The sequence below is a fragment of the Kitasatospora sp. NPDC001540 genome, from assembly GCF_042894345.1.
Classification (GTDB): Bacteria; Actinomycetota; Actinomycetes; order Streptomycetales; family Streptomycetaceae; genus Kitasatospora; species Kitasatospora phosalacinea_C.
The window spans coordinates 12,094-25,637 of the sequence record NZ_JBIAVO010000059.1 but is presented as its reverse complement, the minus strand read 5'-3'; the positions used below and the strand labels follow the sequence as shown (position 1 = coordinate 25,637).

The window sequence follows — 13,544 nt, the reverse complement described above, 5'->3', positions numbered from 1 at the left end:
CGACGCCTGGCACGCCCTCTCGCCGCACCGGGCGAAAGACCAAGTACACCCAGTACGAGGCCTTCCACCCGGCACGCCGAGAGCACGCACCAGACACCGCAGGGCTGCGACGGGGGTTTGAAGACGGACCCTAGTCCCGCGTCAGCCCAGCAGGACCACCGCGAGCCGCCGGGGCCCGTGGACGCCCTTGACCCGGATCATCTCGATGTCGGCGGTGGCGGACGGCCCGCTGACGAAGGTAAGCGGCCGGGCGGGGTCGAGCCGGGCGAGTGCGCCGGGCAGCGCGGAGCACACCTGTTCGGCGCGGACCACGCAGACGTGCAGGTCGGGCAGCAGGGTCGCGGCGCGGCGCCCCTGGGCGGGTCCGCCGTCGAGGACGAGGGTGCCGGAGTCGGCGACGGCGGCCGCGCAGCCCGTCAGCACGGCGTCGGTGGCGTCGAGTTCGGCCTTCCCGAGCGGCGGCCGGTCGGTGCGCACCCGCCCGCCCTCCTCGGCCTCCCACTCCGCGGTCCACTCGGCGGGCAGTCCGTCGGGGACGACCAGGCTGCGGGCGCCCTGTTCGGTCAGGGCGCGGGCGACGGCGGGCCCGGGCCGGTCGGTGCGCAGCACCCGGGCCCCGTACTCCTCCAGCCGTTCGGCGAACAGCGCGAGCACCGCCTCCCGGTCGTCGGGGTCGAGGCCGGGGGCGTGGCGCAGGTAGTGACGGGGCGGTTCGGGGGCGGGCGGGACGGCGGCGGCGCGGATCCGGCGGAGGATCTCCTCGCGGGCGGCGGTCATGCGTGTTCTCCTTCGTTCCGCTTCCACCAGCTGCGGAAGGACTCCCGGGGGACGTCGGGCAGGGCGCGGTTGTCGGTCCAGCCGGGGACGGGGGTGCGGGCGGGCAGCAGCGGCCCGACCAGTCCGGCGCCCTTGACGGCGGCCTTCCACGCCACCGGGCGGGCCATCACCGCGCCGACGGCGCCCAGCGCGGCGCGTTCGACCGGGTGCTTCCCGCCGTCGGCGACCTGGGCGCGCAGGTCGAGCAGCACGTCGGTGAACCGGATCCGCACGGGGCAGACCTCGTTGCAGGCGCCGCACAGGGTGGAGGCGTACGGCAGGGAGGCGGTCTGCTCCTCGTCGAGGCCCTTGAGCAGCGGGTTGAGGATCGCGCCGATCGGCCCGGGGTAGACGGAGCCGTAGGCGTGGCCGCCGGTGCGCTCGTAGACGGGGCAGGTGTTCATGCAGGCGCCGCAGCGGATGCAGCGCAGGGCCTGGCGGCCGACCGGGTCGGCGAGGGCGCGGGTGCGGCCGTTGTCGACCAGGACGAGGTGGAAGGCGCGCGGGCCGTCGCCGTCCGTGGTGCCGGTCCAGGTGCTGGTGTAGGGGGACATCCGTTCGCCGGTGGCGTTGCGGGCCAGCTGTTGGAGGAAGACCTCCAGGTCGGCCCAGGTGGGGACGGTCTTCTCGATGCCGACGACGGAGATCAGGGTGTCGGCGAGGGTCAGGCACATCCGGCCGTTGCCCTCGGACTCGACGACGACCAGGGTGCCGGTCTCGGCGACCACGAAGTTGGCGCCGGAGACGGCGACCTTGGCGCCGAGGAACTTCTCCCGCAGGTGGAGCCGGGCGGCTTCGGCGAGTTCGGCGGGGTCGTCGGTGAGGCCCTCGGGGGCGGGTCGGCCGTGGCGGCCCATCTCGCGGACGAAGAGGTCGCGGATCTCGGTGCGGTTGCGGTGCAGCGCGGGGACGACCACGTGCGAGGGCAGGTCGTCGCCGAGTTGGACGATGGCGGCGGCGAGGTCGGTCTCGCGGGCGCTGATCCCGGCGGCTTCGAGGGCGGCGTCGAGGCCGATCTCCTCAGTGAGCATCGACTTGACCTTGACGATCTCGCGTTCGCCGGTGGCCCGGACCAGGTCGGTGACGATCCGGTTGGCCTCGGCGGCGTCGCGCGCCCAGTGGACGGTGCCACCGGCTGCGGTGACCTTCTCCTCGACCTGCAGCAGGTACGGCTCCAGCCCGGCCAGCACCTGGTCCTTGATCGCGGCGGCGCTGTCGCGCAGCTGCTCCCAGTCGGGGCGCTCGGCGGCGAGCACGGCCCGCTTGCCGCGGATGGTGCCGGTGGCGCGGCGGACGTTCTCGCGCAACTGCCGGTTGCCGACCTCGCGTTCGGCGGCTTCGGGGAAGGCGGGCCAGCCGAGGAAGGACCTGGTCATCGGACGGCCTCCACGACGGGGACGCCGGGCAGCGGCCCGTCCCGCTCGGTGCGGGCGAGGATCTCGGCGAGGTGCAGGGTGCGCACCGGGTGGCCGTCCCGGGTGAGGCGGCCGCCGATGTTCATCAGGCAGGAGTTGTCGACGGCGGCGAGCACGTGCGCGCCGGTCTCCAGGACGTGCCGGGCCTTGTCGCCGTTCATCGCGCCGGAGACCGCCGGGTTCTTCACCGAGAAGGTGCCGCCGAAGCCGCAGCACTCCTGGGCGGCGGGCAGTTCGACGTAGTCGATCCCGGCGACGGCGCGCAGCAGCCGGTGCGGCCGGTCGCCGAGACCGGTGGCCCGCAGGCTGTGGCAGGTGGGGTGGTAGGTGACCCGGTGCGGGAAGTACGCGCCGACCTGTTCGACGCCCAGCCGGTCGGTCAGGTACTGGGTCAACTCGTAGACCCTGGGCGCGAGTTCGGCCACCGCCCGGGCCAGCCCCCGGTCCCCGGCGGCCTCGGCGGCGAGCGGGTGGGCCTCGGTGGGCATCCCGGCGCAGGAGGCGGACGGGACGACGATCTCCTCGTAGTCGGCGAAGGTGTCGACGAAGTGCCGGGCGAGCCTGGCGGTCTCCTTGCGGTAGCCGGTGTTGAAGTGCATCTGTCCGCAGCAGCTCTGGGCGGCGGGGAAGTCGACCTCGACGCCGAGGCGGCGCAGCAGGGTGACGGTGGCCCGGCCGGTGCCGGGGAAGAGGGTGTCGTTCAGGCAGGTGACGAACAGGGCGGTGCGGGGGCGCGGTGGGTTCGGGGGCATGACCACATCATAGATGCAACCTTAGATGCAAGACGGGGTGCGTGACAGAATGTCCGGGTGACGACCGACGCCCTCCCCACCGCCGACCGGGCCTACCAGCACGTCCGCACCCGTCTGCTGGACGGCAGCTGGCCCGGCGGCACGCTGCTCTCCGAGGGCGTCGTCGCCGGTGAGCTGGGCCTGTCCCGCACGCCCGTCCGGGAGGCGTTCCTGCGCCTGCAGTCCGAGGGCTTCCTGCGCCTGTACCCCAAGCGCGGCGCCCAGGTCGTCCCGATCGCCCCGGGCGAGGCCCGCGACGTCCTCGCCGCCCGGGTCCTGTTCGAGCATGCCGCGATCGACGCCCTCGCCGCCCGCGGCCCCGCCGCGCTGACCGCCGCCGCCGAGGAGCTGCTCGCCGCCTGCGAGCACCGCGACCCGCACCCGGTCGAGGCCGGCCGCCACTTCCACCTCACCCTGCTGCGCGCCGCCGGGAACCCCGTCCTGACCTCGCTGTACGAGACGCTCTGGGACCGCCAGGTACGCGTCTCCGCCGCCGCGACGGCGACCGCCGCCCACGCGGAGCGCGACCACGCCGAGCACCTGGCCCTGGCCCGCGCCCTCGCCGTCCCCGACCCGGCCGCCGCCCGCGACCTGGTCACCGCCCACGCCGACTCCCTGCTGGCCCGGGTCGCCTGAGGAACGCGCGAGGGGCCGGAGGCGGCGCACCGCCTCCGACCCCTGTTCCGCGCACGCCGCCGGACGGCTACTCCCGGCCGCGCAGCTCCCGGTAGCGGCCGACCAGGTGGGCGGTCGAGGCGTCCAGCGCCTCGGTGCCCTCGCCGGTGAGCAGGACCGGCTCGATCTTCTTGGCGAGCACCTTGCCGAGCTCGACGCCCCACTGGTCGAAGGAGTCGATGTTCCAGACCGCGCCCTGGACGAACACCTTGTGCTCGTAGAGGGCGATCAGCTGGCCGAGGACGTGCGGGGTCAGCTCGGTGGCCAGGATCGTGGTGGTGGGGTGGTTGCCGCGGAAGGTCTTGTGCGGGACGAGCTCGGCGGGCACGCCCTCCGCCGCGACCTCCTCGGCGGTCTTGCCGAAGGCCAGCGCCTGGGTCTGGGCGAAGAAGTTGGCCATCAGCAGGTCGTGCTGGGCGACCAGCGCGGGCGGCAGGTCGGCGACCGGCCTGGCGAAGCCGAGGAAGTCGGCGGGGATCAGCTTGGTGCCCTGGTGCAGCAGCTGGTAGTACGCGTGCTGGCCGTTGGTGCCGGGGGTGCCCCACACCACCGGGCCGGTCTGCCAGTCGACGGGGTTGCCCTCGCGGTCGACGGACTTGCCGTTGGACTCCATGTCGAGCTGCTGCAGGTACGCGGTGAACTTCGACAGGTAGTGCGAGTACGGGAGCACGGCGTGCGCCTGGGCGTCGAAGAACGCGCCGTACCAGACCCCGAGCAGGCCCAGCAGCAGCGGGACGTTCTGCTCCGCGGGGGCGGTGCGGAAGTGCTCGTCGACCAGGCGGAAGCCCTCCAGCATCTCCTGGAAGCGCTCGGCGCCGATCGCGATCATCAGCGAGAGGCCGATCGCGGAGTCGTAGGAGTAGCGGCCGCCCACCCAGTCCCAGAACTCGAACATGTTGGCGGTGTCGATGCCGAAGTCGGCGACGCCCTGCGCGTTGGTGGACAGCGCCACGAAGTGCTTGGCGACGGCCTCGTCCCCGGCGCCGAGCTGCTCCAGCAGCCAGCCGCGGGCGACGACCGCGTTGGTGACGGTCTCGATGGTGGTGAAGGTCTTGGAGGCGACGATGAACAGCGTCTCGGCGGCGTCCAGGTCGCGGACGGCCTCGTGCAGGTCGGCGCCGTCGACGTTGGAGACGAAGCGGACCGTCAGGTCGCGGTCGGTGTAGGAGCGCAGCACCTCGTAGGCCATCGCGGGGCCGAGGTCGGAGCCGCCGATGCCGATGTTGACGACGTTGCGGATCCGCTTGCCGGTGTGGCCGGTCCACTCGCCGGAGCGGATCCGCTCGGAGAAGGCGGCCATCTTGTCGAGGACGGCGTGCACGGCGGGCACCACGTTCTCGCCGTCGACCTCGATCACGGCGTCGCGGGGCGCGCGCAGCGCGGTGTGCAGGACGGCCCGGTCCTCGGTGGTGTTGATCTTCTCGCCGCGGAACATCGCGTCGCGCAGCTCGGCCACGCCGGTCGCGGCGGCGAGTTCGCGCAGCAGCTCCAGGGTGCGGTCGGTGACCAGGTGCTTGGAGTAGTCGACGAGGAGGTCGCCGACCTGCAGGGTGTAGCGCGCGCCGCGCCCGGGGTCGGCGGCGAACAGCCCGCGCAGGTGCTGTTCGCCCAGTTCTGCCCGGTGCTTCCCCAGCGCGGCCCACTGCGGGGTGCGGTCCAACGGGGTCCGGCCGTTGGCGGGGGTGTCCGACATCGGTTGCTCCTAGCGTCATACGGGTGCTGGTACCGGCAGGTTCCGACGGGAGGGTCGCGCCGGGCCCGGCGGGTACGTGTGCGTGTGCCGGCTCCGTCGACGGCCTTGCCCGCCCCCAACCCTATGCCCTGCGGGCGGCGGGACAGCGGTCCACCACGAGAGGTCGACGGGACGTCACTTCCGGGCCGACTGGAGGTCGAGCGCGCGCAGCACCCGGTCGGCGACCTCGGGGTCGGCCCCGGCCTCGCCGCGGGCGACCAGCACCTCCCGGCGGGAGGCGGCGATCATCTCCTGCTCGACGGCGAAGGCCTGCCGCCACTGCCTGCCGCGGCGCTTCGCCTCCAGCGCCTCCTCCTCCTCGTACTTCTCCGGGCAGAGCCGGGCGAGGCGGTCGTGCTGGCGCTCGCGCAGCCGTTCGGTGATCTCGGGCGGGAGCTGGTCCTCCTCCTCCAGTTCGGCGAGCCGGTGCAGCCCGGCCTTGGCGGCGCGCCACCACAGCTCGCGGACGGCCTGCTCGTGCTCGTCGTGGGCGTCGTCCAGGCGCAGCAGCCGGACCACGTACGGCAGGGTGAGGCCCTGGACGACCAGGGTGAACAGGACGACGCTGAACGCGATGAAGACGATCTCGCTGCGGGCCGGGAAGGGCAGTCCGTCGTGCAGGGCGAGCGGGAGGCCGAGCGCGAGGGCGACGGTGGCCACCCCGCGCATGCCGGACCACCACAGGACGACGGTCTCCCGCCAGCTGATCGGGGTGTCCTCCTCGCCGTGGGTGACCCGCTTGGAGATCCAGGCGGCGGGCAGCAGCCACAGCAGGCGCAGCAGCACGACCACGGCGAGGACGATCGCGGTGTCGCCGATCATGGTGTGCCAGGTGTCCTTGACGTCGTTCAGGACGGTGGACAGCTCCAGGCCGATCAGGCCGAACGCGACGCCGGTGATCAGGGTCTCGACGATCTCCCAGAACGCGTTGCCGACCAGCCGGTAGGAGACCTCGTCGGCGTCGGAGGCCCGGTCGGCGAGGTAGAGCGCGCAGACCACGACGGCCAGCACGCCGGAGCCGTGCGCCTCCTCGGCCAGCACGTACGCGGCGAACGGGACGAGCAGGTTCAGCGCGACCTGCTGGGTCGGGTCGTCCAGGAACCCGGCGATCTTCGCGTTCAGCCAGCCCAGCCCGACGCCGACCGCCACCGCGACCACCGCGGACAGCAGGAAGCGCTCCACCGCGCGGCCCACCGAGAGGTCGCCGTCGACCACGGCCTCGACGGCCAGCGAGTAGATGACGATCGCGGTGACGTCGTTGAACAGCCCCTCGCTCTCCAGCACCGCGGTCAGCCGGCGGGGCAGCCCGACCTCGCCCGCCACCGCGACCGCGGCCACCGGGTCCGGCGGGGAGACCAGCGCGCCCAGCGCGACCGCGGCGGCCAGCGGCGCGGCGGGCACCAGCCAGCTGAACACGCCCGCCACCGCGGTGGTGGTGACCACCACCAGGGCGACGGCCAGCAGCAGGATGGAGCGGATGTTGGCCTTGAAGTAGCGGACCGAGGAGCGCCGGGCCACCGCGAAGATCAGCGGGGGCAGCACCAGCGGCAGGATGAACTCGGGATTGATCTGGACGTTGGGGATCTGCGGGACGACCGCGAAGACCAGACCGACCATGGTCATCAGCACCGGCTGCGGGATCCTGCTCCGGCGGGCCAGCGGCATCGTGACGACCGAGGCGAGCAGCACCAGGAAGAGCAGGGTCAGCTGGCCCACGGTGGTTCCTCTCGGCAGGTGCGGGTGCGCCGGTTTCAGCATACGTCCGCGCCCCGGCCGGGCCGATTGTGTGTTTCGGGCGCTGACCAGGTAATGTTCTCTCCGTCAGCACGCGCCGCTAGCTCAGTTGGTTAGAGCAGCTGACTCTTAATCAGCGGGTCCGGGGTTCGAGTCCCTGGCGGCGCACCGACAGGTCGAAGGCCTCCCTCCGGGGAGGCCTTCGGCGTTTCCGGTCCTCTCACGCCTCGTGCAGTTCGTTGACGCACAGCACGTTGCCGTCCGGGTCCTTGAACCAGGCGGCCCGCATGCCGTCGGCCTCGACCACCCCGTCCACGGTCTTCAGCCCGGGCAGGTCGTACTCCTCGAACACCACGCCGCGGCCGCGCAGTTCGGCCACCTCGCGGTCCAGGTCGGCGACCTTCCAACTGGCCAGCGTGTGCTCGGCCTGTCCGCCGTACGGGGTCTCGTACATCCCGAACTCGGTGCTGCCGCAGCGGAAGACCACCTCTTCGGCGCTCTCCCGGGCGACGGTGAGCCCGAGCGTGTCGTGGTAGTACCGCTTGGCCCGTTCGAGGTCGGTCACCGGGATCACCGCGAGCAGGGGTGCGTCTGCCAGCATCGCCATCACCTCCTCCCTCCCCAGGCTAGGCGCGTCCTCCCCGCCGGTCGAACAGCGGCGTCCACCGCCCCAGGACGACCGGAGCCGGCCACCCCACGAGGGGGCGACCGGCTCCGCCGTCACCGCTGCCGCGGCGGCTCTCAGCCGAAGTAGCCGTGGAAGTTCTTCGAGAACTCGTTGTTGTTGTAGTTGTCCCAGTTGATCGACCAGGTCATCAGCCCGCGCAGGTTCGGCTGCTTGCCGGCCCGCGGGGTGTAGGAGCCGCAGCTCGTGCCCTTGGTGAGGCAGTCGAGGGCCTGGTTGACCACCGCCGGGGCGACGTAGCCGTTGCCCGCGTAGGTGTTGGCCGGCATGCCGATCGCGACCTGCGAGGGCTTGAGCGCCGGGAACACGTTGTTGGCGTTGCCGGCCACCGGGAAGCCGGAGAGCAGCATGTCGGTCATCGCGATGTGGAAGTCCGCGCCGCCCATGTTGTGGTACTGGTTGTCGAGGCCCATGATCGAGCCCGAGTTGTAGTCCTGGACGTGCAGCAGGGTCAGGTCGTCGCGCAGGGCGTAGATGACCGGCAGGAAGGCGCCGGCCCGCGGGTCCTGGCCGCCCCAGGGGCCCGAGCCGTAGTACTGGTAGCCGAGCTGGACGAAGAAGGTCTCCGGCGCCATGGTGAGCTGGAACTTCGCGCCGTACTTGGCCTTGAGGGTCTTGACCGCGGAGATCAGGTTGGTGATCACCGGAGTGGTCGGGTTCTTGAAGTCGTTGTCGCCGGTGTTGAGCGACAGCGAGTGGCCCTCGAAGTCGATGTCGAGGCCGTCCAGGCCCCACTTGTCGATGATCGCGGAGACCGAGTTGACGAAGTTGTCGCGGGCGGCGGTGGTGGTGAGCTGCACCTCGCCGTTCTGGCCGCCAATCGACAGCAGGACCTTCTTGCCCTTGGCCTGCTTGGCGGCGATGGCCGCCTTGAAGTCGGCGTCGGACTCGACGCCCGGGCACTCGGTGACCGGGCAGCGGTTGAAGTGGATGGTGCCGCCGGTGATGGAGTCCGGCTCGCCGAAGGCCAGGTCGATGATGTCCCAGCTGTCGGGGACGTCGGCCATCTTCAGGTACCCGGCGCCGTTGGCGAAGCTGGCGTGCAGGTAGCCGACCAGGGCGTGGCTGCCCGCGGGCGGCGGGCTGGTGGGCGGCACCGAGGTGGACGGGCTCGCGGACGGGCCGGCCGAGGTCGACGGCGACGCGGAGGCGGAGGGCGACGCGGACGCGGACGCCGAGGGCGACGGCGAGGCCGAGCGGGAGGGGCTGGCGCTGGCGGAGGGCGAGGCGGGCGCGCCGGGGCCGTCCAGCGAGACGTCGTCCGCGTAGTAGGTGCCCTGGCCGTACCAGCCGTGGGTGAACACGGTGGCGGAGGTCTGGGTGGCGGTGGTGGTGAAGCTGACCGAGAGCTTCTGGTAGGCGCCGCCGGTGCTCGGCGTCCAGGTCGAGGTGCCGCCGTTGACGCCGAGGTAGACGTAGGCGCCGTTGACGTACGCGCTGAGGGTGTACGTGGTGTTGGGGGCGACCGCGACGGTCTGGGTGCACTGGGCGGTGTCGGCCGCGGACGCGGCGCCCGCGAGCGCGTAGCTGCCGGTGTGGGCGTGGCCGGTGACCACGGAGCCGGTGGCGCCGGTGCAGGTCCAGGGGTTCAGTGCGTTGGTCTCGAAACCGCCGTTGACCAGGAACTCGCCTGCCGAGGCCGAGCCGGCCAGGCCGAAGCTGAGCGCGACGGCGCCCGCGGCGGCGACCGCCCAGGCCGTTCCGGCGGCGAGCAGCCGCTTCTTCCGGGGAGTGTGCATGTGGGGATGCTCCTGCCTCTGTGTGGGGGACGCCCTCCTCCGTCCGCCGGGCTGTGGGGTTCCCGGCCGGGGGCGTGCCGCCGCACCGGCACCCACCCAGGGAGTTGGACTAGACCACTGAAGCGGCTGTGACTCCCCCCTGTCAATGGACGGGGGAGCACGGTTCACTGACCCGCCGTCAGCCGCTCCCACAGCGCGTCGAGGTCCTCGGCCACCACCCGCCAACCGGGCACCGCGAGGAACAGCACCCGGGGCGGCTCGGTCCGGAAGTCCAGCGCGATCGGCAGGTCGGCGCCGAGGGAGCCGATCAGCCGGACCCGCTCCGGGTCGACGCCGATCCCCGGCTCGATCCACAGCGCCCGCAGTTCCGGGTCCGCCGCCTCGCGCCTCAGGGCCGCCGTGTCCGCGGCGACCTCCTCCGGCCCGAACAGGTCGAAGCGGTACCCCGCCGGCTCGTCGAACACCTCCGCCACCCGCGGCCCGTACGCCGGCACCGCCAGCTCCCCCGCCCAGATACGCCGCAGCCGCTCCGGTGCCTCCACCGCGCTCCCCTCCCGCCGGTCGCGGGGCCGCGTTTGCGGGCCCCGGCCGCCGATCGAACCATGGAAGGGTGTCCGGATACCTGCGCTACCCCCATGTACGCGGCGGTCTGCTCGCCTTCACCGCCGAGGACGACGCCTGGGTGGCGCCGCTGGCGCCGGACGGCTCGGTGGGCCGGGCCTGGCGGGTGAGCGCGGACCGGACCAGGGTCAGCCACCCGCGGCTGTCGCCGGACGGCGAGGTGCTGGCATGGACCAGCTGGTTCGCGCTGACGCCGGAGGTGTTCACCGCGCCGGTGGGCGGCGGGGAGTCGGTGCGGCTGACGTACTGGGGCAGCCAGGACACCCGGGTGCGCGGCTGGCTGCCGAACGGGGACGTGCTGGCGGTGACCTCGTACCACGAGCCGTTCGCGCACTACGCCTGGGCGTGGGAGCTGCCGCCGGACGGCGCGCCGGGGCGGCGGATGCCGTGGGGGCCGGTCGCGGACGCCCAGGTCGGCGAGGGGCACACGGTGCTGCTGACCGACGCGGCGCCGCACGAGCCCGCGTTCTGGAAGCGCTACCGCGGCGGCGCGACCGGACGGCTGTGGGTGGACCACGACCTGCTGCTGCCCGGCCTGCCCGGGCACCTGGCCTCGCCGATGCCGGTGGCGTCCGCCGACGGTACCCGGATCGCGTTCCTCTCCGACCACGAGGGCGTCGGCAACCTGTACTCCGTCCTCCCGGACGGCACCGGCCTGCGCCGCCACACCGACCACGCCTCGTACTACGCCCGGGAGGCCGCCACCGACGGCGTCCGGGTGGTCTACCAGCACGCGGGCGACCTGTGGCTGCTCGACTCGCTGGACGCCCCCGCACCGCGCCGCCTGGACGTCCCGCTCGGCGGCGCCCGGGCCGGGCGGCGGCCGTACCAGGTCAGCGCCGCCAACAACGTCAAGGACCTGGCCTGCGACGCCACCGGCCGGGCCGGGGTGCTGAACGTGCGCGGCTCGCTGTACTGGCTCACCCACCGCGACGGACCGGCCCGGGTGCTGGCCGACACCCCGGGCGTGCGCTGCCGGCTGCCGCTGGTGCTCGGCTACGGCAACCAGGCCGCCTGGGTCACCGACGCCGACGGCGAGGACGCGATCGAGATCGCCGCGCTGCCCGGCAAGGACGCCGCCGACGAGCACCCCCCGCACCGGCGGATCGCGGGCGGCCGGATCGGCCGGGTCCAGGAGCTGGCCGCCGCCCCGGACGGCGGGCGCCTGGCCGTGGCCTGCTCGGACGGGCGGCTGCTGCTGGTCGACACCGCCGACGGCGCCGTCACCGAGGTCGCCGCCTCCCGCTTCGGCCCGGTCTCCAGCCCGTCCTTCTCGCCCGACTCGCGCTGGCTGACCTGGTCCGAACCGGTCGCGGGCCGCTCGCTGCGGGCGATCCGGCTGGCCCGCACCGCCCGGCCCGGGGAGAAGGTCGACGTCACCTCCGGCCGCTTCGAGGACGAGCACCCGGTGTTCACCCGGGACGGCCGCTTCCTGGTGTTCCTCTCCTGGCGCGGCTTCGACCCCGTCCACGACGTGCACACCGGCGACCTGTCCTTCCCGCTCGGCTGCCGCCCCTACCTCGTCCCGCTCGCCGCCGGGACGCCCTCCCCGTTCGCCTCCCCCGCCGAGGGCCGCCCGCCGGTCGGCCTCGACCCCGAGGAGGCCACCGGCGACGGCACCGTGCACGTCGACGAGGCGGGCATCGGCAAGCGGCTCGTGCCCTTCCCGGTGATCGCCTCCAAGTACTCGGCCACCGCCGCGGTGCGCGGCGGCGTGGTGTGGCTGCGCTGGCCGATCTCCGGCGCCCTCGGCCAGACCTTCGCCAACCCCGAGGACACCTCCGGCCGCCCCGCCCTGGAGTACTTCGACCTCGCCCGCGGCCGCCGCACCACCCTGGTCGAACAGCTCGACGGCTTCGCGGTCTCCGCCGACGGCTCCGCGGTCTCGGTGTTCTCCGCCGGGTCGCTCAAGCTCTACCCGCTCGCCGCCCCCGGCGCCCCCGTCCCCGTCGACCTGCGCCGCATCACCCACACCGTGCACCCCGCCGCCGAGTGGCGGCAGTCCTACGCCGAGGCCGCCCGGATCGTCGCCGACCAGTTCTGGGACGAGGGCATGTGCGGCCTCGACTGGCCCGCCCTCACCGCCCAGTACGCCCCGCTGCTGGAGCGGATCGCCTCCCCCGACGACTTCGCCGACCTGCTGCGCGAACTCCTCGGCGAACTCGGCACCTCGCACGCCTACGTCACCCCCGCCCGCCGCGGCGAGGGCCCCGCCCTCGCCCAGCAGCCCCTCGGCCTGCTCGGCGCCAACGCCCACCGCGACGTCGACGGCCGCTGGCTGGTCGACCGCATCCTGCCCGGCGAGTCCTCCGACCCCAAGGCCCGCGCCCCGCTCGCCGGGCACGGCCTGCACGACGGCGACGAACTCCTCGCCGTCGACGGCCGCCCGCCCGACCCCGTCCGCGGCCCCGCCCCGCTGCTCGCCGGGACCGGCGGCACCACCGTCGAACTCACCGTCCGCCACGAGGGCCGGGTGCGGCGCCTCGCCGTCACCCCGCTCACCGACGAACGGCCCATCCGCTACCAGGACTGGGTCGCCAAACGACGCCACCTGGTGCGGGAGTTCAGCGACGGCGACTGCGGCTACCTGCACATCCCCGACCTCGGCGGCTCCGGCTGGGCCCAGTTCAACCGCGACCTGCGCTCCGAACTCGCCCGCCCCGCGCTCGTCCTGGACGTCCGGGGCAACGCGGGCGGCAACGTCTCCGAACTCGTCCTGGAGAAGCTCCACCGCCGGGTCCTCGCCTGGGACTTCACCCGCGGCCGGCAACCCGTCCGCTGGCCCCGCGACGCGCCCCGCGGCCCGGTCGTCGCCCTCGCCGACCACGCCACCAGCTCCGACGGCGACGTCATCATCACCGCGTTCAAGGCGCTCGCGCTGGGCCCGGTGGTCGGCACCCGCACCTGGGGCGGCGTGGTCGGCATGACCGGACGCCACGCCCTCGGGGACGGCACCCAGATCTCCGTCCCCAAGAACGCCAGCTGGTTCACCGGCGGCATCGGCTTCTCCGTCGAGAACCACGGCGTCGACCCCGACATCGAGGTCGTCCGCACCCCCCACGACTGGGCCCGCGGCGACCACACCGACCTCGCCGCCGCCGTCGACCTCGCCCTCACCCTCCTCACCGCCACCCCCGCCGCCACACCCCCACCCCCCGACACCCCCCGCCCCGACCTCCGCCGCCCCCCACTACCGCCACGCCCCTGAACCCCGCCGCGACCCGCTGCGCTGCGCCGGGCGGCCGCCCCGCGCAGCGGAGAAGGCCCGCACAGCAGGAACCACCGCCAGCGGAGGAGGCCCGCGCAGCGGAAAGCCCCGCGCAGCGGGAACCCCGC

General features: G+C 73.6%; 10 protein-coding genes and 1 tRNA gene. 3 read left to right on the top strand and 8 right to left on the bottom strand.

The genetic code is table 11. The features are described 5' to 3' along the window. Nucleotides 1-141 precede the first annotated feature (141 nt). The 3 genes from ACFY00_RS36715 to ACFY00_RS36705 are packed head-to-tail and all read right to left on the bottom strand — an operon-like array spanning nt 142 to nt 2,983. On the bottom strand, nt 142-777 hold the full coding sequence (locus tag ACFY00_RS36715) for a lactate utilization protein C (protein WP_388038224.1): 636 nt from the start codon (nt 775-777) through the stop codon (nt 142-144). Then, nucleotides 774-2,192 carry a lactate utilization protein B gene (locus ACFY00_RS36710; RefSeq protein ID WP_388038221.1) on the bottom strand — a complete coding sequence of 473 codons (1,419 nt, stop codon included), beginning with the start codon at nt 2,190-2,192 and terminating at the stop codon, nt 774-776. The genes ACFY00_RS36715 and ACFY00_RS36710 overlap by 4 nt, the downstream gene beginning before the upstream one ends. After that, a complete protein-coding gene (locus ACFY00_RS36705; protein WP_388038218.1) occupies nt 2,189-2,983 on the bottom strand; it encodes a (Fe-S)-binding protein in 795 nt (264 codons plus the stop codon). Before ACFY00_RS36705 ends, ACFY00_RS36710 begins: the two co-directional genes overlap by 4 nt. Nucleotides 2,984-3,040: 57 nt before the next feature. On the opposite strand from ACFY00_RS36705, the gene ACFY00_RS36700 reads away from it, so the two are divergent. Continuing rightward, the gene (locus ACFY00_RS36700) at nt 3,041-3,658 is read left to right on the top strand and encodes a GntR family transcriptional regulator (RefSeq protein WP_388038215.1); all 618 of its coding nucleotides are present in this window, start codon (nt 3,041-3,043) and stop codon (nt 3,656-3,658) included. Between the two features lie 67 nt (nt 3,659-3,725). On the opposite strand, the gene pgi is transcribed toward ACFY00_RS36700, so the two are convergent. Together pgi and ACFY00_RS36690 are read right to left on the bottom strand one after the other, a co-directional pair. Continuing rightward, on the bottom strand, nt 3,726-5,390 hold the full coding sequence (gene pgi, locus ACFY00_RS36695) for a glucose-6-phosphate isomerase (RefSeq protein WP_388038212.1): 1,665 nt from the start codon (nt 5,388-5,390) through the stop codon (nt 3,726-3,728). Nucleotides 5,391-5,564: 174 nt separating this feature from the next. Next, the gene (locus ACFY00_RS36690) at nt 5,565-7,145 is read right to left on the bottom strand and encodes a Na+/H+ antiporter (RefSeq protein WP_388038210.1); all 1,581 of its coding nucleotides are present in this window, start codon (nt 7,143-7,145) and stop codon (nt 5,565-5,567) included. 112 nt (nt 7,146-7,257) lie between these two features. Here ACFY00_RS36690 and ACFY00_RS36685 point away from each other — a divergent pair. Then, nucleotides 7,258-7,331: transfer RNA gene (locus tag ACFY00_RS36685), tRNA-Lys, on the top strand. Between the two features lie 52 nt (nt 7,332-7,383). Here ACFY00_RS36685 and ACFY00_RS36680 read toward each other — a convergent pair. From ACFY00_RS36680 to ACFY00_RS36670, 3 genes are all read right to left on the bottom strand, one after another. After that, nucleotides 7,384-7,770: a VOC family protein gene (locus ACFY00_RS36680; RefSeq protein WP_388038207.1), complete on the bottom strand. Its 387-nt coding sequence runs from the start codon at nt 7,768-7,770 to the stop codon at nt 7,384-7,386. A 134-nt stretch (nt 7,771-7,904) separates the two neighbouring features. Then, complete coding sequence (locus ACFY00_RS36675; protein ID WP_388038204.1) at nt 7,905-9,587, bottom strand: chitinase; 1,683 nt, start codon at nt 9,585-9,587, stop codon at nt 7,905-7,907. A 164-nt stretch (nt 9,588-9,751) separates the two neighbouring features. Further along, nucleotides 9,752-10,129, bottom strand: a complete 378-nt coding sequence (locus ACFY00_RS36670; protein WP_388038201.1) for a hypothetical protein — start codon at nt 10,127-10,129, stop codon at nt 9,752-9,754. Nucleotides 10,130-10,197: 68 nt separating this feature from the next. On the opposite strand from ACFY00_RS36670, the gene ACFY00_RS36665 reads away from it, so the two are divergent. Continuing rightward, nucleotides 10,198-13,416, top strand: a complete 3,219-nt coding sequence (locus ACFY00_RS36665; RefSeq protein ID WP_388038198.1) for a S41 family peptidase — start codon at nt 10,198-10,200, stop codon at nt 13,414-13,416. Nucleotides 13,417-13,544: the final 128 nt, after the last annotated feature.

Bases quoted from the DNA above. Each gene is read 5' to 3' on its own strand.
- ACFY00_RS36715 (WP_388038224.1), bottom strand. From the start codon at position 777: ATGACCGCCGCCCGCGAGGAGATCCTCCGCCGGATCCGCGCCGCCGCC.
- ACFY00_RS36680 (WP_388038207.1), bottom strand. From the start codon at position 7,770: ATGGCGATGCTGGCAGACGCACCCCTGCTCGCGGTGATCCCGGTGACC.
- pgi (WP_388038212.1), bottom strand. From the start codon at position 5,390: ATGTCGGACACCCCCGCCAACGGCCGGACCCCGTTGGACCGCACCCCG.
- ACFY00_RS36675 (WP_388038204.1), bottom strand. From the start codon at position 9,587: ATGCACACTCCCCGGAAGAAGCGGCTGCTCGCCGCCGGAACGGCCTGG.
- ACFY00_RS36710 (WP_388038221.1), bottom strand. From the start codon at position 2,192: ATGACCAGGTCCTTCCTCGGCTGGCCCGCCTTCCCCGAAGCCGCCGAA.
- ACFY00_RS36705 (WP_388038218.1), bottom strand. From the start codon at position 2,983: ATGCCCCCGAACCCACCGCGCCCCCGCACCGCCCTGTTCGTCACCTGC.